This window comes from Gryllotalpicola sp. CP2-P1 (assembly GCF_057512245.1).
The window spans coordinates 1-22,768 of sequence record NZ_JBLRDT010000024.1; the positions used below are offsets into that span (position 1 = coordinate 1).

Here is a 22,768-nt window from a genome sequence, read left to right on the forward strand (position 1 = left end):
CCCGCACGCGCTGGCGCTCGCGGCACTCACGGGGGAGCGGGCGGCGGGCGTCGCGACCTTCGCCTCGGTCGCGCCCTACCGCGCGAACGACCCGGACTGGTTCGCCGGCATGGCCGACCCGCGCGCGCTCCGCGCGGCGACAGAGGGGCTTTCGGCGCGGGCGCGCTTCGCCGAGACCGCGGAGTTCGACCCCGGCGTGTTCACCGACGCCGACTGGGCGGCGCTCGGGGCCGACTGGGCCGAGCTCGGCGCTGACGCGCAGGCCGGGGCAGCGCAGGCCGACGGCGGCGAGATCGACGACGACTGCGCGTACGTCTTCGACCGGGGCGCCGACCTCGCACGGCTCAGCGCCCACGTTCTGATCGTGCAAGGCGAGCAGGACCGCGTCATCCCGGCAGGCCATGCGACGCGCCTGCTGCGCACTCTGCCCGATGCCACCTCGTGGTGGCTTGCGGAAGACGGCCACGTCTCTGCGCTGCGCGCCCTGCCGCTCGCGATCGACTGGCTCGTCGAACACGGCCTGTAACCAGCTCTTCACACCGCCGGCGGGGATCCGTGGGATGCTGGCCACGTGGGGTACCTGGTTTACGGAAGCGGCGCGGAGTACGAAGTCGAGGACCGCGCCCTCGCCCACCTCAAGATCGCGATCGTCGCGAAGCTGCGGCTGCAGGAGTCGTTCTTGATCAACGTGACGGTGCCACCCGAGCGCGGCTCCGGCCGCATCAGCCTCTGGGTCTCGCCCGCGATTCCGCTCGAGTTCCGCTTCTCGGGCAGCAAGCCGCCCGAGCTCAACCGCGTCTGGATCGATGCGCTGACGCGCTCCTCGCACGGGGTGCGCGGCATGGTCGTCATGAGCGAGCACGAGGCCGCCGACTACCTCAAGGCCGCCGGCGGCGTCAGCGGCCCGTAGCAGCCCCGTCACCGACCGCGGCCTCGGCGCCTTCCGGCGCGTGCCTGTCCAGGAACTCGTACACCGCGACGCGGTCGACGCCGGTGAAGGTGCCCGTCGGCATGGCGGCGAGCAGCGACGAGTTGAGGCGGGCGCTCGGCCAGGCGTTCTCCTTCCAGCGCGCGGCGAGCCGGGCATCCGGCGTGCGGCAGCAGTCCGGGTCGGGGCAGCCCGAGCTGAGCCGCACCGGGGTGTCGCGGCCACGGAACCACTTCGCGTACGCGAACTTCGTGCCGACCGAGACCGAGAAGTCCCCATTCGCCGCCGACTCGATCTTCGAGGTGCACCAGTACGAGCCGACGGGCTTGTCGGTGTACTGGTGGTACGGCGACAGGCGATCGTCGCGCTCGAAGACCTGCCGGGCACTCCAGAAGCGGCACACCTGCTGGCCCTCGACCGACCCGAGCGCGTCGGTCGGGAACAGCACGTCGTCGTTCTCGTATGCCTTCGAGATCGCGCCGGAGGAGTGCACCTTGAGGAAGTGCACCGGAATGCCGAGGTGCCTGGTCGCGAGGTTCGTGAAGCGGTGCGCCGCGGTCTCGTAGGAGACCGCGAAGGCGTCTCGCAGGTCCTCGACCGACAGCTCGCGCGCCTTCTTCGCCGCATCGAGGAACTCGACCGCGCTGCTCTCGGGAATGAGCAGCGCGCCGGCCAGGTAGTTCGTCTCGACGCGCTGCCGCAGCAGCTCGCCGTAGTCGTGCGGCTCCGGGCGGCCGAGCACATGCGCCGCGAGGGCCTGCAGCAGCGCGGTGCGCGGGTCGGTGCCCGACTGCTTGATCGGCAGATAGATGCGGCCGTTCTCGCGGTCGGTCACGCTGCGCGTCGACGACGGCAGGTCGTGCACGTAGTGCAGGGTGAAGCCGAGATGCGCGGCCAGCTCGCCCGTCGCGCGCTGCGACAGCGGGCCGCCGCGGTGCCCGATGGCCGCCAGCAGCTCGCGCGCCGCCCGCTCGAGGTCGGAGTAGTAGTTGTTGCGCGCACGCTGCTCGAGCCGGAGCTCGGTGTTGGCGCGCCGGGCCTCCTCCGGGGTCGCCGCGCGCTCCGTGTGCAGCCGCTCGAGCTCACCGTGCAGCGCGAGGATCGTCTCGATCGCCTCGTCAGAGAGCGTCTTGCGCAGCGGCAACGGCGCGAGCCCCAGTGAGGCGAACAACGGCCCGCGCTGCGCGCGCTCCAGCGCGATCTCGAGCCCGGCGCGCTTCGAGGGCGGCTCGCTCGACAGCAGGGCGTCGACCTCGACCCCCAGCGCCTCTGCCAACCGGTTCACCTCGCCGAGCTTGAGCTCGCGCTTGCCGTTCTCGATGACCGAGAGCTGACTCGGGGCGCGGTCGATGGCCGCAGCGAGCGATTCGAGCGTGAGCCCGCGCTCGCCGCGGAGCTGGCGGATGCGTCGACCGATGGTGAGCGTGTCCATGCCTCTCATCATGAGCGCGGGCGAGGCATCCGCGGAGCTTCTATTGCGCAGAAAAAACGCGAAATTTCTGCATTCGGATGCCTTCACGGCCGTTTTCTCGCGGGTGATGCTCGTCTCAGGCAGCACACCCACGTCGAAGGAGACGACATGTTCAACTCTGAGCTCGGGACGAGCGGAATCCGCCCCGGCGACCAGACCCAGACCGCGATCGACCTTGAGGCCGAGTGGGCGACCGACCCGCGCTGGTCCAACGTCACCCGCGACTACACCGCCGACGATGTCATCGCGCTGCGCGGCCCCGTCCGCGAGGAGAGCACCCTCGCCCTGCGCGGGGCTCAGCGCCTCTGGCAGCTCATCGAGAAGAGCGGCGAGGACCCGTCGTACTGGGTGGCGGCGCTCGGCGCCCTCACCGGGAACCAGGCGGTGCAGCAGGTGAAGGCCGGCCTCGACGCCATCTACCTCTCCGGGTGGCAGGTCGCCGCCGACGCCAACCTCGCCGGCCAGACCTACCCCGACCAGAGCCTCTACCCGGCCAACTCGGTGCCCGCAGTCGTACGCCGCATCAACAACGCGCTGCTGCGCTCGGCGCAGATCGAGTTCAGCGAGACAGGTGAGGCGAGCCGCGAGTGGACGGTGCCGATCGTCGCCGACGCCGAGGCCGGCTTCGGCGGCCCGCTGAACGCCTACGAGCTCATGCAGGCGATGATCCAGGCGGGCGCCGCGGGCGTCCACTGGGAGGACCAGCTCGCGAGCGAGAAGAAATGCGGCCACATGGGCGGCAAGGTGCTCGTGCCGACCTCGCAGCACATCCGCACGCTCAACGCCGCGCGACTGGCGGCCGACGTGGCCGGCGTGCCGTCGGTCATCATCGCGCGCACGGATGCGCTCGCGGCGACTCTCTTGACGAGCGACGTCGACGAGCGGGACCGCGAGTTCCTCACAGGCGCCCGCACGGCAGAGGGCTTCTACGAGGTCGAGAACGGCATCCGCCCCGTCATCGGCCGCGGCCTCGCCTACGCGCCGTACGCCGACCTGCTGTGGGTCGAGTCGAGCAAGCCCGACCTCGAGCTCGCGCGCACCTTCGCCGAGGCGATCCACGACATCTACCCCGACCAGAAGCTGGCGTACAACTGCTCGCCGAGCTTCAACTGGCGCGCACATCTCAGCGACGACCAGATCGCGGCGTTCCAGCGCGAGCTGTCGGCGATGGGCTACGCGTTCCAGTTCATCACCCTCGCCGGGTTCCACGCGCTCAACCACTCGATGTTCGATCTCGCGCTGGGCTACAGGGACCGGCAGATGTCGGCATACGTCGAGCTGCAGGAAGCGGAGTTCGCGGCCGAGAAGAACGGCTACACCGCCACCAAGCACCAGGCCGAAGTGGGCACCGGCTACTTCGACCGCATCGCGACGGCGCTCAACCCGACCGCCTCGACGCTCGCTCTCGTGGGCTCCACCGAGTCCGAGCAGTTCCACTGAGCCCCGTCATCGAACGGAGAAGATCATGACCAGCCACCTCGAATTCACCGGCGAGCAGGCCGAGCGACAGGGCGAGATCCTGACGCCGGAGGCGCTCGCCTTCCTCACCCAGCTGCACAAGGTGTTCGCGGGCCGCCGCTCCGAGCGGATCCGCGAACGCCGCATCCGCGTCGACGACATCGGCCGCGGCATCGACCCCGAGTTCCCGCCGGAGACGCGCCGGGTCCGCGAGGACCCCGACTGGCGCGTCGCGGGTGCGGGCCCCGGCCTGGAGGACCGCCGCGTCGAGATCACCGGGCCAGCATCCGATCGCAAGATGACGGTCAACGCGCTGAACTCGGGCGCCAAGGTGTGGCTCGCCGACGCCGAGGACGCGTCGTCGCCCACCTGGCCCAACGTCATCGCCGTGCAGACGAACCTGTTCGACGCGATCCGCCGCCAGATCGACTTCACGACGCCGGAGGGCAAGGAATACCGGCTCGGCGAGACGACCCCGACGATCGTGTTCCGCCCGCGCGGGTGGCACCTCAAAGAGAACCACCTCAGGTTCGTCGATCGCCCGGGCGCCGCCGCGCCGGCATCCGCGTCGCTCGTCGACTTCGGCCTCTACGTGTTCCACAACGCGCGCGAGCTGATCGCCCGCGGCACGGGGCCCTACCTCTACCTGCCGAAGATCGAGAACCGCTTCGAGGCGCGGCTGTGGGACGACGTGTTCACCTTCACAGAGAATGCGCTCGGCCTCAAGCACGGCACGATCCGCGCGACGGTGCTGATCGAGACGATCACGGCGGCGTTCGAGCTGGAGGAGATCCTCTACGAGCTGCGCGACCACTGCGCGGGCCTCAATGCAGGTCGCTGGGACTACATCTTCAGCGTCATCAAGAACTTCCGCGACCGCGGGCCGGCCTTCGTGCTGCCCGACCGCGCGCAGGTGACGATGACGGTGCCGTTCATGCGGGCCTACACCGAGCTGCTCGTCGCGACCTGCCACAAGCGGGGCGCCTTCGCGATCGGGGGAATGAGCGCCTTCATTCCGAGCCGGAAGGACCCCGAGGCGAACGCGCGGGCCTTCGAGCAGGTCTCGGCGGACAAGGGGCGCGAGGCCGACGACGGCTTCGACGGCTCGTGGGTCGCCCACCCCGACCTCGTGCCGGTGGCGCGCGCCCAGTTCGACCGGGTGCTGGGGGAGAGGCCGAACCAGCTCGGCCGCCTGCGCGAGGACGTGCACGTCGAGGCATCCCAATTGATCGATCTGCGGATTCCCGGGGCGACGGTCACCGACCAGGGGGTGCGCACCAACGTGTCGGTCGGGCTGCGCTACATCGAGAGCTGGCTGCGCGGAAACGGCGCGGCCGCGATCGACAACCTCATGGAGGATGCGGCGACGGCCGAGATCAGCCGCTCGCAGCTGTGGCAGTGGATCCGGCAGGGCGTCGTCACCGCCGAGGGAACGCCCGTGACGGCCGAGCTCGTCGAGAGCGTGCTCGACGACGTGCTCGCGGAGCTGCCCGCCTTCGACGGCGACCGCTACGCGGACGCGGCGCGCGTGTTCGCCGACGTCACCCTGGGCAGCGAGTTCCCGCTGTTCCTCACGACCGGCGCATACGCCGACTACCTCGCGGGGGACGCCCGCACGGCGTCGGTGCCGGTCGCGGCGTAGTCGCGGCTACGCGGTCTTCATCACGTTGCCCGTGAAGCTCCTGACCCGCTGCAGCAGCTCGGCCCCACGCCGGGCGATCAGCTGCGGCGGGTTCAGGTGCGGCGGCTGGCGGCGGATGAGCAGCGAGCAGGCCAGGTCCTCGCAGATGTACGTGCCGAGGGTGTTGCCGTTGCGGCCGGCCTCGCCCGCGCGCGGCGTCGAGAACAGCCGCACCTGTGTCGCCGGCTGCGGCGAGTGGCAGAACGAGCACATGGCGGCGATGCCGGCGCGCATCGACCCGCTCGCGGCGCGCACCACGATGCCGACCGGCCGCTCTTCGGCGTCATCCCAGTGCACGAGGTAGCCGAGCTGCGCGGCCTGCCCGTCGCGCCAGCCGAGGAACTCCCTGTCCTCCCAGATGGTCTCGTGCAGCCCCGGCATGGGCAGCCGCTCGAGCTGGTCTTCTGTCGCGTTCACGAACGCGCCGCGGATGTCTTCCTCGGTCAGAGGCCTCATGGTGTGCCAGCTTAACCACATGACCAATTCCACCGACGCCGCACCGTCGGGCCTGGGCGTCGAGCTCAACGCGCTCAACCCGATTCCCGAGTCCGAGCGCAAGGGCCGCCCGGCGACGCTGTTCTGGCCGTGGTTCGGGGCCAACGTGTCCGTGCTGGGGCTCAGCTACGGCGCCTTCCTGCTCGGCTTCGGCGTCTCGTTCTGGCAGGCGACCGTCGTCGGCATCATCGGCATCGTCGTCTCCTTCCTGTTCTGCGGCTTCATCTCACTCGCGGGCAAGCGCGGCTCTGCGCCGACGATGGTGCTCTCGCGCGCCGCGTTCGGCGTCGACGGCAACCGCCTGTCGGCCGTGCTGTCGTGGGTGCTCACCGTGGGGTGGGAGACCATCCTCGTCGCGACCGCGGTGTTCTCGACCAGTGAGGTGTTCAAGCTGCTCGGGTGGGGTGGCGGCACGGGCACCCAGGTCGTCGCTCTGATCGTCGTCGTGCTGCTCGTCGTCGCCGCCGGCGTCTACGGCTTCGACCTGATCATGCGCCTGCAGGTCTGGATCACGGTCATCACCGGCGTGCTCACGGTCGTCTACTTCGTGCTCGTACTGCCGCACATCGACTTCGGCGCGGTCGCCGCCCTGCCTGCCGGCTCGGCCGCGGCCGTCATCGGCGGCTTCGTGTTCATGATGACGGGCTTCGGCCTCGGCTGGGTGAACGCGGCCGCCGACTACTCGCGGTACCTGCCGCGGAAGGCATCCGGCCCCGGCATCGTGTTCTGGACCACCTTCGGCGGTGCGCTCGCGCCCGTCGTGCTGCTCGTCTTCGGCGTGCTGCTGGCGGGCTCGTCGCCCAAGCTCAACGAGGCGGTCGGCGCCTACTCGGTCGGCGGCCTCGCGACGATCGCGCCGACGTGGTTCCTGATCCCGTTCCTCATCGTGGCCGCGCTCGGCCTGATCGGCGGCGCCGCGCTCGACATCTACTCCTCGGGTCTCGCACTTCTGGCCGTGGGTGCGCGGATGCCCCGCTACGCCGCCGCCCTCGTCGACGGCGTGATCATGACGCTCGGCGCGATCTACATCGTCTTCTTCGCCCAGGACTTCAGCGGCCCGTTCCAGAACTTCCTGATCACCCTCGGGGTGCCGATCGCCGCGTGGGCGGGCGTGATGCTCGCGGACATCCTGCTGCGCCGCCGCGACTACGCCCAGGACGAGCTCTACGAGCCCCGCGGCCGCTACGGGCGCGTGAACTGGGTCGCGATCGGGTTCGTCGTCGTCGGCACCGCGGTCGGCTGGGGCCTCGTCGTCACCTTCCCCTGGATGGGCTACCTGCTCGGCGGCGCGAAGGCGAACTGGGGCGGCGCCAACCTCGGCGTGCTCGCCGCTCTGGTGATCGGGTTCGTGGGCACCATCGCGAATCCGCGCCGGGTCGCCACGCAGGAGGGACGCTGATGCGAGCGGATGCCTGGCTCGTCGTCGTCGACATGCAGAACGTCTTCGCGCAGGGCTCGCCGTGGGCGTCACCCGACTACGCGACCGCGAGTGCGGGCATCCGTCGCCTCATGCCCGCGTTCGGCGAGCGCGTGGTCTTCACGCGCTACGTCGCACCGGCGCAGCCGCGCGGCGCCTGGGTCGACTACTTCGAGCAGTGGCCCTTCGCGCTGGTGCCGCGCGAAGACCCGCTCTACGCCTTCACGCCCGAGATCGCGCCGGGCAGGCATCCGGTCGTCACGTGCGAGACATTCGGGAAATGGGGCCTCGAGCTCAAGGCCGCGCTGCACGGCGCGAGCGAGATCGTGCTCACGGGCGTCTCGACCGATTGCTGTGTCATCTCGACCGCGCTGCCCGCGGCCGACGACGGCGTGCACGTGATCGTGCCGACGGATGCCTGCGCGGGGGCGTCCGCCGCAGACCACCAGCGTGCGCTCGACGCGATGGCGCTCTACGCGCCTCTGATCGAGCTCGCGACCGTGGACGGCCTTCTCGGCTGAGCGGTCAGCCATGGCTTCAGCCAGCCGGTGACCAGCGGCAGCACGAACGGCACCATGATCGGGCAGAGGATCGCCGTCGAGATCAGGCAGCGCAGCCAGATCGGCAGCAGCCCGAAGCTCGGCCACAGCCACGAGATCACGTAGGTGAAGGCCGTGTTCACCGGGAAGAAGCCGCACCAGATGGCGATCGTCTGCTTCCACGGCGGGGGAGTCTGCGCTTCGCCGGCATGAGGTGCGTCGAACCACCCCTCGATGCCGGTGCGGCGCTCGGTGCGCTGGTGCACGACGAGGTCGCGGCCCCGCTCGAGCCACTCGGCGCGCTCGGCCGAGTTCTCCCACGCGTCGAGACGCGCGCGGTCGGCGAAACGGTAGAGCATGTGCCAGTCCTCGCCGTCGGCGGTGCCGCGCACCCAGCCCGAGCCGAGGAAGCCGTCGTAGCGGTTGGCGAGGTTGACGCCGGCCTGCACCCAGCGCGTCGCCTCTGGGATGTTCTCGGGCTTGACGAGGCGGGTGATGCTGACGGTGATGGGTAGGTCGTCAGGGCTTGCGGTGCGCTCTTGTGGAGACATGCTTCGAGGCTAGGCGGCCTATGTTTCGAGATCGGGTCGCGCATAGGCTCTGAACGTGGACTTCCGGATCTTCATCGAGCCCCAGCAGGGCGCCTCCTACGAAACCCAGCTCAACGTGGCGCAGAAGGCCGAGGCGCTCGGCTATGACGCGCTCTTCCGCAGCGACCACTTCCTCGCGATGGCGGGCGACGGTCTTCCCGGCCCGACCGACTCGTGGGTCACCCTCGGCGCGCTCGCCCGCGAGACCTCGAAGATCCGCCTCGGCACGCTCGTGACCTCGGCGACGTTCCGCCACCCGGGGCTGCTCGCGGTGCAGGTGGCGCAGGTCGACGAGATGTCCGGCGGCCGCGTCGAGCTCGGTCTCGGCGCGGGCTGGTTCCAGCGCGAGCACGAGGCCTACGGCGTGCCGTTCCCCGCGAAGAAGTTCGGGCCGTTCGCCGAGCAGCTCGAGGTGATCACGGGCTTGTGGAACACCCCCGTCGGCGAGAGCTACTCGTTCTCGGGCGAGCACTACACGATCGTCGATTCGCCGGCCCTGCCGAAGCCGGTGCAGAGCCCCGTGCCGATCATCATCGGCGGCAGCGGCGCCAAGCGCACGCCCGAGCTCGCCGTCAGGTACGCGAGCGAGTACAACACCAACTTCACGGCGGATGCCGCGCTCAAGACCAACGTCGAGCGGGTGCGCGCCACGGCCGAGGCGGCGGGCCGCGACCCCGAGTCGCTCGTGTACTCGGTCGCGCGCACCCTCGCTGTCGGGCAGACTGAAGCCGAGGCATCCGCCCTCGCGCAGCGCATCGGCCGCGACCCTCAGGAACTCGCCGAATCCGGCTGGTACGGCAGCCCGCAGCAGCTCGTCGACGCGATCGGCCGACTCAGCGAGTTCGGCATCAGCCGCGTCTACCTGCAGCTGTGGGACATCGCAGAGCTCGACCAGCTCGACCTCGTCGCCGCGGAGGTCATGCCGCACTTCGCGTAGCCTTGACCGTCGTGTTGAGAACGATGCTGACGGCCAAGATCCATCGCGCGACGGTCACGCATGCGGACCTCCACTACGTCGGGTCGATCACCGTGGACGCAGACCTGCTCGACGCAGCAGGAATCCTGCCGGGCGAGCAGGTCTCGGTGGTCGACGTCACGAACGGCGCGCGGCTCGAGACCTACACGATCTCGGGGCAGCGGGGCAGCGGAGTCGTCGGCATCAACGGGGCGGCCGCGCACCTCGTGCACCCCGGCGACGTCGTCATTCTCATCGCCTACGGCCAGATGACGACGGAGGAGGCGCTGGCCTTCGAGCCGCGCATCGTGCACGTCGACGCCGACAATCGCATCATCGCCGTGGGGGACGACCCCGCGGCGGCGCTCGGCGAGGGCGTGCTCGCGCCGCCTTTCGCGCAGCGCTGAGCGGCGCCGTCAGCTGTCGAACCCGAGTCCCACCGCGTCGAGGGTCTTGAGCAGCAGGTTGCGGCGCCCCTCGTGGTGGTCGGCGCGGTCCATGGCCCAGCGGGTCGCCGCGATGCCGGCTGCCGCGAACGGCTCGGGCGGGAACGGCAACGGCTTGCGCCGCACCATCTCGAGCTCGGTGCGCTCGGTCTCGAGCCCGGCGAGCCGGTCGAGCAGCACCTCGGCGGCGAAGTGGGTCGCGCCGACGCCGAGGCCGGTGAAGCCGGCCGCCGTCGCGACCCGGCCGCCGAGATCGAGGCCGAAGAACGCGCAGAACTGGCTCGACGTGTCGATCGCCCCCGCCCAGCGGTGCGAGAACCGCAGACCCTCGAGCTGCGGGAACGTCGTGAAGAAGTGCGAGGCGAGGGTGCGGAAGGACTCGTCGCGCTCCTCATAGGACGCGCGCACCTCGCGACCGAAGTGATACACCGCGTCGTAGCCGCCGAACAGGATGCGGTCGTCGGCGGTCAGCCGGTAGTAGTGGAACTGGTTCGCGAGATCCGCCATGCCCTGCCGCCCCCGCCAGCCGATCGAGGCGAGCTGCTGGGCCGTCAGCGGCTCGGTCATGAGCACGTAGTCGTACACCGGCACGGTGTAGAGGCGGTAGCGCTTGAGCAGCGCGGGGAAGGCGTTGGTCGCGAGCACCACCTGGCCGGCTCGCACCCCGGCGCGAGCGGTGGTCAGCACGATCGACCCGTTCTCGTCCTGCAGCGCATCGACGTGGGAGTTCTCGAACACCTCGACTCCGAGCGCTGCCGCGGCTCGGGCGAGTTCCTTCGCGAGCTTCGCGGGGTGCACGAGCGCGGTGTCCCTGTGCAGGCGGCCGCCGAGGTAGGTGGGCGAGTCGACTTCCGCGCGCACGGCTGCCCGGTCGAGGAATCCCTCGACCGCCGGCTCCAGCCACGCGAGCTGGTGCTCTTCGACCGCGACGTCGATCGAGCCGGTGCGCTCCCACTCGCAGTCGAGGCCGAGCTCGGCGACCGAGCGCTCGATCGCGTCGAGGTTCTCGAACCCGAGACGGGTGAGTGCGTCGAGCTCTTTCGGCCAGCGGTTCTCGCCGTTCACCTCGCCGTGCGTGAGGCTCGGCTCGCAGAACCCGCCGTTGCGGCCGGAGGCGGCCCAGCCGACGGTCTGCCCCTCGAGCAGAACGACGCGCGCCGCAGGGTTGCGCTGCTTCGCCTTGATGGCCGACCACAGGCCGAGGTAGCCGCCGCCCACGACCGCGAGGTCGGCCGACAGCCACGCAGTCAGCGTCGGGTACGCTGTGCCATCACCCGCGTCGTCGAGCCAGAACACCCGGTGCTCCGTGTTCTCGAGTGCGTGCGAGATCACCGTCGGCTCTGGGGCCTGACGTTCGAAGACGATGTCATTGCCCCGGCCGAACAATGGATTCCGCATGCCACCCGACCCTATTTGTCACGATTTCGTTGTCAAGCTCAGCTCGATGTATTGGAACCGTAACAAACGCATGATTAGGATGCCGTCACCATGACGACACCCGACGCCCCCCAGGCCGCCATCTCCCTCGACGGCGTGAGTCGCCGCTTCGGCGACGCGGTCGCCGTCGAGCGCATCGATCTCGAGCTCGCGGCAGGCGAGTTCTTCGCCCTGCTCGGCCCCTCGGGCTGCGGCAAGACCACGACCCTGCGCATGGTGGGCGGCTTCGAGTTGCCGACCACCGGCCGCATCAGGCTCGCCGGCAAAGACGTCACGAGCCTGCCGCCGCACAAGCGCGACGTGAACACGGTCTTCCAGAGCTACGCCCTCTTCCCGCACCTCTCCGTCATCGACAACGTCACCTTCGGCCTGCGCCGCAAGGCGGTGGCGAAGGCCGAGGCCGAGAAGCGCGCACACGAGTACCTCGACCTCGTCGGGCTCTCGGGTTTCGGCTCGCGCCGGCCCTCGCAGCTCTCGGGCGGCCAGCAGCAGCGCGTCGCCCTCGCCCGCGCGCTCGTCAACCACCCCAAGGTGCTGCTGCTCGACGAGCCGATGGGCGCCCTCGACGCCAAGATCCGCAAGAGCATGCAGCTCGAGCTGAAGCGCATCCAGCGCGAGGTCGGCATCACCTTCCTCTACGTCACGCACGACCAGTCCGAGGCCATGTCGATGGCCGACCGCCTCGCCGTCATGAACGCCGGCCACGTCGAGGACCTCGGCAGCCCGCAGCGCGTCTATGACCGACCCGCGACGCAGTTCGTCGCGGAGTTCCTGGGCACCTGCAACGTCATCCCGGTCGAGGCGGATGCCTCGGGCGCTCGGCTCCCCAACGGGGGCGCCGTCGTCGCCGACGCGGGCGGAACTCCCTCCGGCGCGGGCTGGCGCGTGGGCATCCGCCCCGAGAAGATCCGTATCGACCCGCTCGGAACCCGGCCGTCCGGCCCGAACCGCACCACGGCGACCGTCACCGAGGTGACCTTCCTCGGCGCGAGCACCGAGGCGCGGCTCGTCACCGCCTGGGGCACCCTGCTGCAGGCCTACAAGCAGAACGCGGGCGGCGAGACGACGATCCGGCCCGGCGACGAGGTCGAGGTGTCGTGGGATGCCTCGCAGAGCTTCTTCCTTCCCCCCACCGACCCCAGCCCGGCGCCCGAAGCCGAACCCGAATCCAAGGAGGTGGCCGCATGACCCGCGGCTCGTTCGACCCCGCCGTCACCCCCGCACTGCTGCGCGGCCTGACCGAGTCCCGGCTCAGCCGTCGCGCCGTGCTGCGCGGCGCGGGCGCCACCGCGGGGGCCGCGGCCGTCGCGTCGCTGCTCGCGGCCTGCGGCATCCAGGGCACGCAGAAGGCCTCGACGTCCTCGGGCGCCACCACCGACTGGACGAAGTACTGGGCAGACCACAAGAAGACCGGCACGCTGAACTTCGCGAACTGGCCCCTCTACATCGACCAGGACGACAGCGGGAAGAGCCAGTCGCTCACCGACTTCACGGCGAAGACCGGCATCAAGGTCAACTACAAAGAGGTCATCCAGGCGAACGACTCGTTCTATTCGAAGATCTCGCCGCTGCTGAAGGGCGATCAGTCGATCGGCTACGACCTCATCGTCATCACGAACGGGTGGGAGCTCACCGAGCTGCTCAGCAACGGCTGGCTCGTGCAGCTCGACCAGACCAAGATCCCCAATTTCAAGAAGTACGCCGACCGCTCCGTGCTCTCGCCGACGTACGACCCCGGTGCGGCGCACACGATGGTGTGGCAGACCGGCTTCACCGGCCTCGCCTACAACTCGAAGCTCACCGGCGGCCCCATCACGAGCTTCAAGGACCTGATCGACCCCAAGTTCAAGGGCAAGATCGGCATGTTCTCGGACACGACCGAGCTCGGCAACGCCGCTCTGCTCGCGGTCGGAGCCGACCCCGCCAACGCCACCCAGGACGACTGGGGCAAGGCGAAGGACTGGCTCGAGCGGCTCAAGCCGAACATCGCCAAGTTCTACGACCAGGGCTACACCGACGCCCTGCAGAACGGCGACATCTGGATCAGCCAGGCCTGGTCGGGTGACATCTACCAGGTGCAGGCCGGCGGCCACGAGGAGATCAAGTTCGTGACGCCGAGCGAGGGCCAGATCATGTGGCACGACAACATGTGCATCCCGATCACGGCCGAGCACCCCGTCGACGCCCTGACCTGGATGGACTACTACTACCAGCCGTCGGTGGCCGGCACGGTCGAGGACTACGTCAACTACGTCTGCCCCGTGCCGGAGGCGAAGGAGTACATCCTCACCACGCTCAAGGACCCCGACGTCGCGAACAGCCCCCTGGTGTTCCCGTCAGACGCGGTGCTCGCCAAGTCGCACGAGTACTACGTGTTCAAGGACCGCGCCGACTACGAGAAGTGGCAGGACGTGTTCAACCCGATCGTGCAGTCATGACGAACCGGCGCTTCTCGCGCTACGCCACGCCGTACCTGCTCGGCGGGGTGGGCTCGCTCTGGCTGATCGTGCTGTTCCTGATCCCGCTGATCAGCCAGCTGCTCGTCTCGCTGATGACGGGCAACCCCGACCAGGGCTACCAGCTGACCTGGAACTGGGGCGTCTACGGCGAGATCTTCTCGGGGTCGAGCGTCAACTACCTGCTGTTCCTCGGCCGCTCGCTGCTGTTCGGGGCGACCGCGACCTTCATCACGATCGTCGTCGCGTACCCGGTGGCGTACTTCCTCGCCTTCCGCGTGAGCGCCAGGTGGAAGAATCCGCTGCTGCTGCTCGTGATGCTGTCGTTCTTCGTGTCGTTCATCATCCGCACCAACATGTGGGTGTTCCTGCTCGGCGGTCAGGGGCCGGTGCTGTCGTTCCTGCGCAATCTGCACCTGATCGGCGCCGACTTCCACGTGCTCGGCACCCCCGGGGCCGTCATCGGCGGCATGGCCTACAACGACCTCGCTTTCATGGTGCTGCCCATCTATGTGGCCCTCGAGCGCATCGACCCCCGTCTGTTCGAGGCGGCTTCGGACCTCTACGGCAACCAGCGCGCCGTGTTCTTCAAGACGACGCTGCCCCTGTCGCGGTCCGGCATCTTCGCCGGCATCCTGCTCGTCTTCATCGACACGGTCGGCGACCCCGTCAACTCGTCGCTGCTCGGCGGCCAGAGCACCTACACGCTGGGCCAGGCGATCCAGAACGTGTTCCTCACGCAGCAGGAGTACAACGTCGCGGCCGCTCTGTCGACCGTGATGATGATCGCGCTCGGCATCATCTTGTTCGCGTATGCCCGCGTGTTCGGCACCGACAACATCGAGGACCTCGTATGACGACGCTCGACCGCACGATCCCGGGCGAGCTCGGGCTGCGGCAGCCGCGCGCGCGCCGCCGGCCGGTGCTGCCCATCATCTACTGGCTCGTCATCGCGATCACGCTCGTGCCGATCGCGGTCATGGTGGTCTACAGCTTCAACGTCGCCCCGAACCACCGCATCACCTACGTCTGGCACGGCTTCACGCTCGACTACTACGCCCACCTCGCCGACCTGTCGGGGCTGTGGCAGGCCTTCGTGCTGTCGATCGTCATCGCGATCGCGTCGGGCGCGATCTCGGTCGTGATCGGCACGCCGCTCGCGCTCGCGCTCGAGCGGCACCGCTTCTGGGGCCGGCGCGTGCTGACCGGCATCCTCTTCGTCGACATCGCCGCGCCCTCGATCGTCGTGGGCGCCGCGGCCCTGTCGTTCTTCCTGTCGATCGGCCTGAACACGGGGGTCACGACGATCCTGCTCGTGCACGTCACCTTCAACATCGCCTACGTCGTGGTGACGTTGCGCGCGCGCCTATCGGGCATGGGCACGGCGCTCGAGCAGGCGGCCGCGGACCTCGGCGCGCCGCCCGTGTCGGCGTTCTTCCGGGTGACCCTGCCGCTGATGATGCCGGGCATCGTGGCATCCTTCATGCTCGCGCTCGCGATGTCGATCGACGACTACGTGATCACGTCGTTCGTCGCGGGCTCGGCGACGACCTTCCCGCTCTTCGTCTACGGCGTGAAGACGGGGCTGCCGCCGCAGGTGCTCTGCATGGGCACGATCATCTTCACGGTGGGCCTGCTGCTCGCCGTGCTCAACGGGGCCCTCAACCGGCGCACCAAGCTCTGATCACCGCTGCAGGCGGCTCAGCTGGTGCTCGCGCAGCTCTTCGACGAGCTCGGGCTTGCCCTGCATGTAGCGCGCGCCCGACTGCGTTCCCCACAGGTAGAGGCCCGCGGCGAGCACCGCGAGGACGACGGAGTCCCACGGCGCGGGGATCAGCCCGAGGCCACCGTAGTCGCCGATATACGACATCGCGTAGACGACGATGAGGTACACGACGAGCCACAGGCCGCCGACGACCTCGCCCACGCCGTGCTTCTGGATCACATAGGCGACCGCGTACCAGATCACGCCGACGCCGACGATCGGCATCGTGAGCAGCAGCTCGGACCACGGCACCCAGTAGATGACGAGCGCGCTCACGATGAACGCGAACGGGGCGATGACGGTCATTCCGGGCAGGCGGTCGGCCGCGTCTGCGATCTTCGCGCGCCGGAAGGCGACGAGCGAGACCGAGCCGATCGAGAACGTGAACGCGATCAGGGTGCCGGTGACGCCGATGATCTGGTGCCAGCTGGGCAGCGGCAGCAGGAACAGGATGCCGACGACGAAGTTCAGGAGGAGAGCGCGGCGCGGCACCCCTGAGCCCTCGTGCACCTTCGACAGCCAGCCGGGGAAGAAGCGGTTCTTCGACAGCCCGAACACGTTGCGCGCGTTCGACGCGGTGAACACGATCGCGGCGCCGGAGGGCGAGATCATCGAGTCGGCGATGAGGATCCAGTAGAGCCACGTCATTCCGAGCAGCATGGCCAGCTGTGCGAACGGCGAGTCGAAGTCGATGCCGCTCCAGCCGTGGCCGAGCAGGTGCTGCGGCACGCCGAAGATGAACGCGGTCTGCAGCAGCAGGTAGAGCACGATCGCGGCGAGGATCGTGGTGACGAGCGAGGCGGGGATGTTCCGGCGCGGGTTCTTCACCTCGCCCGAGAGCTCGACGATGTTGCGGAAGCCGGTGTAGGCGAAGACCATGCCCGCCGTGGCGATCGTGCCGAGAGCGGCGCCGATGCCGTAGGGGGCGAAGCCGCCGCCTCGGTCGAAGTTGCTCGGGCCGCCCGCGCCGCCGTTGCCGGTGAAGCCGCTCGCGATCAGCATCGCGATCGTCAGCAGCGGGATGAAGATCTTAACGGCCGTCACGATGTTGTTGCTGCGCGCGAAGAACTGCACGCCGAAGTAGTTGATGACGACGAACACGGCCATGAGGGCGACCGCGATCACGATGCCGAGGAACGTGAGCTGGCTGTGCCGGAACAGGCCGGGGATGTAGGAGCTGGCGTACTGCACGACGCCCGCCGCTTCCGTCGGCGGGTTCGCGACGTAGGTGACCCACATGCTCCAGCCGACGATGCTGGCGGCGAAGCGGCCGTTGGAGTACAGCGGGTAGCGCACGAGGCCGCCCGACTCGGGGTGCACCATGCCCAGCTCGGCGAACACCAGGGCGACGGCGAGCATCACGGCGCCGCCGATCACCCAGGCGATGAGGGATGCCGGACCGGCGGTCTGTGCGGCATACATCGCCGAGAACAGCCAGCCCGAGCCGATGACGCTGCCGATGCCGGTGGCGACGAGCGACCAGTAGCCGAGGCGCTGCTTGAGGTGGCTGTCTTCCGTGCGGGTGGATTCCTGCACCGCGGTGGGGTTCTCCATGCGGTCGCGGTACCCGGGCCGCCCGCTCGGAATGCGCGGGTGCAGGTCAGAGCGCGATTCGGCGCAGCAGCTCGTCGTGCAGCAGGCCGTTGCTCGCGAGCGACGAGCCGTGCCACGGCCCGGGCTCGCCCGTGACCGAGGTGAACCGGCCGCCGGCCTCTTCCACGATCAGTGAGAGCGGTGCGAGGTCGTAGGCCTTCACCCCGAACTCGCCGACCGCGTCGATGAGCCCTTCGGCGAGCAGCGTGTACGACCACAGGTCGCCGTAGGCGCGGTCGCGCCACACGGCGCGCGTCAGCTCGATCAGCTTCTCGAGGTACCCCGCCTCGTCCCACTGGGCGATCGATTGAAAGCTGATGGATGCCTCGTCGAGCGCACGCGTCGCAGAGACGTGCAGCTGCTCGGGCCCGCTGTGACGGCCGGTGCGCTTCCACGCCCCCTCGCCCTTCGCCGCCCACCAGCGCTGGCGCAGTGCGGGCATGCTCGCGACGCCCGCGACGACCTCGCCGTCGACGGCGAGCGCGATGAGCGTGCCCCACACCGGCACGCCGCGCAGGTAGTTGGCGGTGCCGTCGATGGGGTCGATGATCCACTGCCGGTTCGACTCGCCCTCGACCCCGTACTCCTCGCCGAAGATCGCGTCGCCCGGGCGCTCGGCCGTGATGAGCTCGCGGATCGCGCGCTCGACCGCCTGATCGGCATCCGTCACGTGGGTGCGGTCGGCCTTGGTCGCCACCCGCAGGTCGTTGGCGCGGAAGCGGGCGGTCGAGATGGCGTCGGCCGCGTCGGCCAGGCGGTGTGCGAAATCGAGGTCGGCGGTCACCCTGCCAGCGTATCGGCGAGCGCGAGGGCGTCGAAGGGCGCGCGGCCGTCGGCGTCGTTGTCGAAGTAGACGTAGGCATCGCGCGGGCTCGCCCGCCCCGTGGTCGCGAGTTCGCGAATGACGGATGCCCAGTGCTCGAGCTCTGCCGGGGAGTAGCCGCCGTGATAGAGCTCGCGGGGCCCGTGGAGTCTCACGTAGACGAGGCCGGCCGTGGCATCCGTGAATATCGGCCACTGCCCCGCGCCGTCGGACGCGACCAGCGCGACCCGGTGCTTGCGCAGGATCTCGGCGCACCGCGGGTCGCGGAAGCTCTCGTGCCGGGGCTCGAGCGCATGCTGCAGCCGTGTGCCGCCGTGCGTGCGGGGGAGTGCGGCGCAGAAGGTCTCGAGGTGCTCGGGCTCGAAGCGGCGGCGGCTCGGAAACTGCCACAGGATCGGCCCGAGCCGGTCGGCAAGGCGGGTGACGCCCGACTCGAAGAAGCGGTCGAGCCCGGCCTGCAGCTTGTCGGGGCCGACCATGTGGGTGATGTAGCGGCCGCCCTTGACCGCGAAGCGGAAGCCGTGGGGCGTCTCGTCGCGCCAGCGGTCGTAGGACTCGGGCTTCTGCAGCGAGTAGAACGAGCCGTTGAGCTCGACCGAGCCGAACTGCCGAGACAGGTACTCGAGCTCGCGGCGCTGCGCGAGGCCTTTCGGGTAGAAGTCGCCGCGCCAGGCCTTGTAGCGCCAGCCCGAGGTGCCGATGAACAGCCGGCCGCCGGTCTCGCGATCGCGCAGAGTGGCCACGATTTTGGGACCGCCTTTCTCGTTTGCTAAGGTTGTCACTCGTGCGGTTCCCGCTTTTCGCGGGCCACACAGTGTTCAGACACACACACAGTGTCGAGACACAATGCGCCTCTAGCTCAATCGGCAGAGCAACTGACTCTTAATCAGTGGGTTCAGGGTTCAAGTCCCTGGGGGCGCACCAGGAAGGCCCGGGGCTTCGGCTCCGGGCCTTTTCTCATTCCTGCCTCGTGCTCCCCGGCATTGTCAACCCGCCGGCGGTTCGGGTTCTCGCCGCGAGCCGTCGGGTACTCGGCAGGCATGAGCGAAGAGAACGCTAAGGAGAACGTGACGCTGAGGCTCGGCGAGCTGAGCTTCGAGCTCCGCGACGGAGTGAGCGTCGGGAAGCTCGAAGAGGAGATCGTGAAGGCGGCCCGGAAGGGCGCGGACGTCGTCACGGTGCCGCTGCGCGGCGAGGGCGAGGTGGACGCGCTCGTGACCGCCGCGGTGCCGGTCGCTCTCGAGCACCACACGGCGCCCGGCACGCCGGCGGAGGGCGACGGGCGGGAGCCCGCGGTCGAGTGGGGCGGCATCGACCTGGCCTGCTGAGCCGCGCGCGCCGGGGGAGTGTCGCGCACGGCGGATCAGGGAACGGTTCTGCTGACACGTATCAGTCGAGGAGGGGCAGGAGAGAAGGCACGGGCGACCGCGAGCACGAGGAGCACCACCAAGGCGACGGCGGCCAAGAAGCCGACCCCGCGCGAGGGGGCCGCGCGCTCGAAGAAGGAGAACGCGGAGAACGGCTTCGTCGCGTCGGAGCGGCTGACCGGCGACCTGCAGCGGGTGCTGGTCGACCTGATCGAGCTGTCGCTGCAGGCGAAGCAGGCGCACTGGAACGTCGTCGGCAAGAACTTCCGCGACCTGCACCTGCAGCTCGACGAGATCACCGAGTCCGCTCGCGAGTTCAGCGATGTCGTCGCCGAGCGCCTGCGCGCGCTGCACGCGGCGGTCGACGGGCGCAGCGCGTTCGTCAGCGAGACCACCTCGCTGCCCCCGTACCCCAACGGCGAGGTGGCGACGAGCGACACCGTCGATCTGATCACCGTGCGACTCGAGGCCGTGGTGGGCACGATGCGCGACGTGCACGACGAGGTCGACGAAGAGGACCCGACGACGGCCGACATCCTGCACGAGATCATCTCGACCCTCGAGCAGTACGCCTGGATGGTCAGCGCCGAGAATCGCACCCCGTCGGTGTAGCCGCCGTCGGCGGCATCCGCTAGACCTTCGCATCCTGGCGCGGGATCACGAGCTGCTTCACGATGAGCAGCACCGACGCCGTGACCGGGATGGCGACGAGCGCGCCCAGGATGCCGAGCAGGGTGCCGCCGACCAGCGCTCCGATCACGACGAGGGCGCCGGGAACCGCGACGGCGCGGCTCATCACGCGCGGCGTGAGCACGTATGCCTCGACCTGCATATATACGAGGTAGACGGCCGCGAACACCACCGCCTGCACGGGGCCGCCGAAGAGCCCGACCGCCGTTCCGAGCACCCAGAAGATGACGGACCCGACGAGGGGCACCAGGGTGACGCCGAACGCGACGACCGCCATCAGCACGGGAAACGGCAGCCGCAGGATCAGGAACAGCAGGAACACGATCACCGCGTTGAAGAACGCCAGCACGACCATGCCGCCGAGATAGCTGCCGATCGCATCCGCGATCTGCGCGACCATGCCGGAGGCGGTCGCGCGGGTGCGCGCGGGTATCAGGCGCGTGAACGCCGACTTCATGGCCGGCAGGGATGCCAGAAAGTAGAGGCTCAGCGGCGGAAGTCGCCGACCCTGGCGGGAAGATCATGGAGGAAGGCGTTCTCTTGCGAGAGCGTCGCGGGAACGATCAGCCACAGGGCCGCTGCGAGCAGCACCGCGAAGCCCGCGAAGACGATGACGATTCCCCACGCGCGCGCCAGGCCCGTGCGCTCGAGTCTGCGCACGACGGGGTCGAGCCCGAGTGCGGCGAACAGCGCGATCGCGATATAGGCGAGGATCTGCGACAGGCTCGAGATCGCAAGCCCGAGCACGAGCGCGGCGAGTCCGCCGAGCGTGAGCGTGAACCCCACGGCGAACGGGTTGCTGAGGTTCGCCCAGAGCGTGCGCGGGCCGGGCTGCTGCGGCATCGTCACCTCCCGCGCTCAGAGTATGAGGGCGGGGGCGGCATGTCGATGGCCCGTCAGGCGGTGAGCCGGTCCTGGTCTTCGCTGCGGTACGTGGCAGAGACGAGGATCGGCTTGTGGTCGGAGATGCCGGCCGGCAGCGTCTTCACGCCGCTGATCTCGAGCCCCGTCGAGGTGGCGAAGTCGAAGTGCCCGCGGAAGTACTTGTAGCGGGCGTAGGTGGTCTCGTCGCTGCGTGAGAGCTCGTACCCCGACTGCACCATGCGGGCGCGCAGGTTCTTGTGGAACCAGGGGTAGTTGAAGTCGCCGACCATGAGCGCCGGCAGCCCGGGGCCGAGCTCGCGCAGCTTCGTGTGAGCGGCGTCGATCTGAGCGCGTCGCAGCGAGTTCACGGCCGTCAGCGGCGAGGCGTGGAACGAGGCGATGACGACCTCGCGGTCCTCTTCGGTGTCTTCGAGGCGGGTTCCGACCACCCGCTCGTCGGCCGGCGCCAGCAGGTGATCGTGCAGCGACTTCTTCAGCGCGAAGTTCTCGGTCGCGACCATCGTGAAGCGGTGCTCGCGGTAATAGAGCGCGAGTCCCAGGCGGTTGCGCAGCGTCGCGCCGGCCAGCTTCAGGTCGCCGATGCGCTCGGGCAGCCCCGTGCTGCCGCATTCCTGCAGGCACAGCACGTCGGGGTCGTGGCTCTCGACGAGAGGCACCAGTTCGCCCGCTGCGTGGTTCTCACGGAGGTTGTAGCTGATCACTCGCACGCCGCCAGATTACGTGGCCCAGCCGTCAGCCGCCCGGGATTGCGCCGGGCACGCCCCGTATGTCACCGAGTGTTAACGCCACACGTCGGCGGCGACCCGGACGACCTCGCGCACCTTCGCCCACTGCTGCGCCTCGGTGAGCGCGTGCCCGTCCTGCGTCGACGCGAAGCCGCACTGCGTGCTGAGGGCGAGTTGATCGAGCGGCACGTGCCGCGCCGCCTCGTCGATGCGCGCCTTGACGACCTCGGGGTTCTCGAGCGCGCCGTCTTTGGAGGTGAGCAGGCCGAGCACCACCTGCTTCGGACGACCCCCCGACGCCGCAGGCACGTGCCGCAGCGGCTCGAAGCCCCCCGCGCGCTCGCTGTCGTACTCGAGGAAATAGCCGTCGTAGTCCGTGCCCGCGAGCAGCTGCTCGGCCACCGGCTCGTAGTCGCCGGTCGAGATCCACGCCGAGCGGAAGTTGCCGCCGCACACGTGCGTCGTCACGACGAGGTCCTTCGGCCGGCCGGCGAGCGCGTCGTTGATGAGGGCCGCGTAGCGCTCGGCGAGACCGTCGATGCGGATGCCTCTGGCCGCGGCCTTCTCGCGCTCCGCGCGCGAGCAGAGGTAGGTCCACGTCGTGTCGTCGAACTGCAGGTACCGGCATCCCGCGTCATAGAACGCGCGCACCGCGTCGCGGTAGGTGCGCGCAAGGTCGTCGAACAGCTCGTCGTGATCGACATAGGCGCCGCCGGCGAGCCCCTCGCGGTCGAGCCGGAAGTGCAGCACGGCGGGGGAGGGGATCGTCATCTTGGGCGTCACGCCCGCGGGGGCGTGGTCGCGCAGGAAGCGGAAGTGCTCGAGCATGGGGTGTTCGCTCGGGAAGCCGAGGCGGCCGTCGACGAAGAGCTGCCGGTTCGTCGTGCGCACGCCGCCGAGCTCGACGCCGCCTTCCGCCCCCGTGACCGTGACGCCGTCGAGGCCGGCGAAGAAGTCGTACTGCCAGGAGCCCCGGCGGAACTCGCCGTCGGTCGCGAGCTTCAACCCGGCGTCCGCCTGCTTCGCGATCACGTCGACGATGGCGGC

At 69.4% G+C, this 22,768-nt stretch carries 25 protein-coding genes and 1 tRNA gene; 15 read left to right on the top strand and 11 right to left on the bottom strand.

Annotation, left to right across the window (positions count from 1 at the left end; genetic code table 11):
- A partial coding sequence (locus tag ACM2XV_RS03530; protein WP_487025980.1) for an alpha/beta fold hydrolase occupies nt 1–526 on the top strand: 526 nt, incomplete at its 5' end.
- 45 nt (nt 527–571) lie between these two features.
- Nucleotides 572–910: a DUF7882 family protein gene (locus ACM2XV_RS03535; RefSeq protein WP_344773358.1), complete on the top strand. Its 339-nt coding sequence runs from the start codon at nt 572–574 to the stop codon at nt 908–910.
- On the opposite strand, the gene ACM2XV_RS03540 is transcribed toward ACM2XV_RS03535, so the two are convergent.
- Nucleotides 897–2,372, bottom strand: coding sequence for a helix-turn-helix domain-containing protein (locus ACM2XV_RS03540; protein ID WP_487025981.1), 1,476 nt, complete (start codon nt 2,370–2,372; stop codon nt 897–899). The two genes, ACM2XV_RS03535 and ACM2XV_RS03540, sit on opposite strands and share 14 nt — an antisense overlap.
- Before the next feature lie 135 nt (nt 2,373–2,507).
- On the opposite strand from ACM2XV_RS03540, the gene aceA reads away from it, so the two are divergent.
- Together aceA and aceB are read left to right on the top strand one after the other, a co-directional pair.
- Nucleotides 2,508–3,839: an isocitrate lyase gene (gene aceA / locus ACM2XV_RS03545; protein WP_487025982.1), complete on the top strand. Its 1,332-nt coding sequence runs from the start codon at nt 2,508–2,510 to the stop codon at nt 3,837–3,839.
- Between the two features lie 25 nt (nt 3,840–3,864).
- Complete coding sequence (gene aceB / locus ACM2XV_RS03550) at nt 3,865–5,499, top strand: malate synthase A (RefSeq protein WP_487025983.1); 1,635 nt, start codon at nt 3,865–3,867, stop codon at nt 5,497–5,499.
- Between the two features lie 6 nt (nt 5,500–5,505).
- On the opposite strand, the gene ACM2XV_RS03555 is transcribed toward aceB, so the two are convergent.
- A complete protein-coding gene (locus ACM2XV_RS03555) occupies nt 5,506–5,994 on the bottom strand; it encodes an FBP domain-containing protein (RefSeq protein ID WP_487025984.1) in 489 nt (162 codons plus the stop codon).
- Nucleotides 5,995–6,013: 19 nt separating this feature from the next.
- Here ACM2XV_RS03555 and ACM2XV_RS03560 point away from each other — a divergent pair, with 19 nt between their 5' ends.
- Entirely contained in the window at nt 6,014–7,432 is a 1,419-nt protein-coding gene (locus tag ACM2XV_RS03560) for a purine-cytosine permease family protein (protein ID WP_487025985.1), read from the top strand.
- Nucleotides 7,432–7,971 carry a cysteine hydrolase family protein gene (locus ACM2XV_RS03565; protein WP_344773368.1) on the top strand — a complete coding sequence of 180 codons (540 nt, stop codon included), beginning with the start codon at nt 7,432–7,434 and terminating at the stop codon, nt 7,969–7,971. Before ACM2XV_RS03560 ends, ACM2XV_RS03565 begins: the two co-directional genes overlap by 1 nt.
- Here the strand turns inward: ACM2XV_RS03565 and ACM2XV_RS03570 are convergent.
- Complete coding sequence (locus tag ACM2XV_RS03570; protein WP_344773370.1) at nt 7,923–8,540, bottom strand: antibiotic biosynthesis monooxygenase; 618 nt, start codon at nt 8,538–8,540, stop codon at nt 7,923–7,925. The genes ACM2XV_RS03565 and ACM2XV_RS03570 overlap by 49 nt on opposite strands.
- Before the next feature lie 55 nt (nt 8,541–8,595).
- Here ACM2XV_RS03570 and ACM2XV_RS03575 point away from each other — a divergent pair, with 55 nt between their 5' ends.
- Together ACM2XV_RS03575 and panD are read left to right on the top strand one after the other, a co-directional pair.
- On the top strand, nt 8,596–9,516 hold the full coding sequence (locus ACM2XV_RS03575; RefSeq protein WP_344773372.1) for an LLM class F420-dependent oxidoreductase: 921 nt from the start codon (nt 8,596–8,598) through the stop codon (nt 9,514–9,516).
- An 11-nt stretch (nt 9,517–9,527) separates the two neighbouring features.
- Nucleotides 9,528–9,941 (top strand): aspartate 1-decarboxylase, encoded by a 414-nt coding sequence (panD, locus tag ACM2XV_RS03580; RefSeq protein ID WP_487025986.1) that lies wholly within the window; start codon nt 9,528–9,530, stop codon nt 9,939–9,941.
- A 9-nt stretch (nt 9,942–9,950) separates the two neighbouring features.
- Here the strand turns inward: panD and ACM2XV_RS03585 are convergent, their stop codons facing one another.
- The gene (locus ACM2XV_RS03585) at nt 9,951–11,378 is read right to left on the bottom strand and encodes an NAD(P)/FAD-dependent oxidoreductase (RefSeq protein WP_487025987.1); all 1,428 of its coding nucleotides are present in this window, start codon (nt 11,376–11,378) and stop codon (nt 9,951–9,953) included.
- A 90-nt stretch (nt 11,379–11,468) separates the two neighbouring features.
- On the opposite strand from ACM2XV_RS03585, the gene ACM2XV_RS03590 reads away from it, so the two are divergent.
- The 4 genes from ACM2XV_RS03590 to ACM2XV_RS03605 are packed head-to-tail and all read left to right on the top strand — an operon-like array spanning nt 11,469 to nt 15,557.
- Nucleotides 11,469–12,605: an ABC transporter ATP-binding protein gene (locus ACM2XV_RS03590; protein ID WP_487025988.1), complete on the top strand. Its 1,137-nt coding sequence runs from the start codon at nt 11,469–11,471 to the stop codon at nt 12,603–12,605.
- Entirely contained in the window at nt 12,602–13,855 is a 1,254-nt protein-coding gene (locus ACM2XV_RS03595) for a polyamine ABC transporter substrate-binding protein (protein WP_487025989.1), read from the top strand. The genes ACM2XV_RS03590 and ACM2XV_RS03595 overlap by 4 nt, the downstream gene beginning before the upstream one ends.
- Nucleotides 13,852–14,730 (top strand): ABC transporter permease, encoded by an 879-nt coding sequence (locus tag ACM2XV_RS03600; protein ID WP_487025990.1) that lies wholly within the window; start codon nt 13,852–13,854, stop codon nt 14,728–14,730. The genes ACM2XV_RS03595 and ACM2XV_RS03600 overlap by 4 nt, the downstream gene beginning before the upstream one ends.
- Nucleotides 14,727–15,557, top strand: a complete 831-nt coding sequence (locus tag ACM2XV_RS03605) for an ABC transporter permease (protein WP_487025991.1) — start codon at nt 14,727–14,729, stop codon at nt 15,555–15,557. Before ACM2XV_RS03600 ends, ACM2XV_RS03605 begins: the two co-directional genes overlap by 4 nt.
- On the opposite strand, the gene ACM2XV_RS03610 is transcribed toward ACM2XV_RS03605, so the two are convergent.
- Genes ACM2XV_RS03610 through ACM2XV_RS03620 form a run of 3 tightly spaced genes read right to left on the bottom strand, consistent with a single transcriptional unit; the run spans nt 15,558 to nt 18,797 of the window.
- Nucleotides 15,558–17,192 (bottom strand): APC family permease, encoded by a 1,635-nt coding sequence (locus tag ACM2XV_RS03610; RefSeq protein ID WP_487025992.1) that lies wholly within the window; start codon nt 17,190–17,192, stop codon nt 15,558–15,560. It lies immediately after the preceding gene.
- A 46-nt stretch (nt 17,193–17,238) separates the two neighbouring features.
- On the bottom strand, nt 17,239–18,015 hold the full coding sequence (locus tag ACM2XV_RS03615; protein ID WP_487025993.1) for an inositol monophosphatase family protein: 777 nt from the start codon (nt 18,013–18,015) through the stop codon (nt 17,239–17,241).
- Nucleotides 18,012–18,797 (bottom strand): DUF72 domain-containing protein, encoded by a 786-nt coding sequence (locus tag ACM2XV_RS03620; protein WP_487025994.1) that lies wholly within the window; start codon nt 18,795–18,797, stop codon nt 18,012–18,014. The genes ACM2XV_RS03615 and ACM2XV_RS03620 overlap by 4 nt, the downstream gene beginning before the upstream one ends.
- A gap of 105 nt (nt 18,798–18,902) precedes the next feature.
- On the opposite strand from ACM2XV_RS03620, the gene ACM2XV_RS03625 reads away from it, so the two are divergent.
- The 3 genes from ACM2XV_RS03625 (at nt 18,903) to ACM2XV_RS03635 (ending at nt 20,033) form a co-directional block, all read left to right on the top strand.
- A tRNA-Lys gene (locus ACM2XV_RS03625) sits at nt 18,903–18,978 on the top strand.
- 116 nt (nt 18,979–19,094) lie between these two features.
- Nucleotides 19,095–19,382, top strand: a complete 288-nt coding sequence (locus ACM2XV_RS03630) for a hypothetical protein (protein WP_487025995.1) — start codon at nt 19,095–19,097, stop codon at nt 19,380–19,382.
- Nucleotides 19,383–19,442: 60 nt separating this feature from the next.
- Nucleotides 19,443–20,033: a Dps family protein gene (locus tag ACM2XV_RS03635; protein ID WP_487025999.1), complete on the top strand. Its 591-nt coding sequence runs from the start codon at nt 19,443–19,445 to the stop codon at nt 20,031–20,033.
- Between the two features lie 19 nt (nt 20,034–20,052).
- Here ACM2XV_RS03635 and ACM2XV_RS03640 read toward each other — a convergent pair whose 3' ends face one another.
- The 4 genes from ACM2XV_RS03640 to ACM2XV_RS03655 form a co-directional block, all read right to left on the bottom strand.
- Entirely contained in the window at nt 20,053–20,568 is a 516-nt protein-coding gene (locus tag ACM2XV_RS03640) for an AI-2E family transporter (protein WP_487025996.1), read from the bottom strand.
- Nucleotides 20,569–20,597: 29 nt separating this feature from the next.
- The gene (locus ACM2XV_RS03645; RefSeq protein WP_487026000.1) at nt 20,598–20,954 is read right to left on the bottom strand and encodes an AI-2E family transporter; all 357 of its coding nucleotides are present in this window, start codon (nt 20,952–20,954) and stop codon (nt 20,598–20,600) included.
- 53 nt (nt 20,955–21,007) lie between these two features.
- A complete protein-coding gene (locus tag ACM2XV_RS03650) occupies nt 21,008–21,703 on the bottom strand; it encodes an endonuclease/exonuclease/phosphatase family protein (RefSeq protein WP_487025997.1) in 696 nt (231 codons plus the stop codon).
- Between the two features lie 72 nt (nt 21,704–21,775).
- Nucleotides 21,776–22,768: 5-methyltetrahydropteroyltriglutamate--homocysteine S-methyltransferase (locus tag ACM2XV_RS03655; protein ID WP_487025998.1), on the bottom strand; the 993-nt coding region annotated here is incomplete at its 5' end.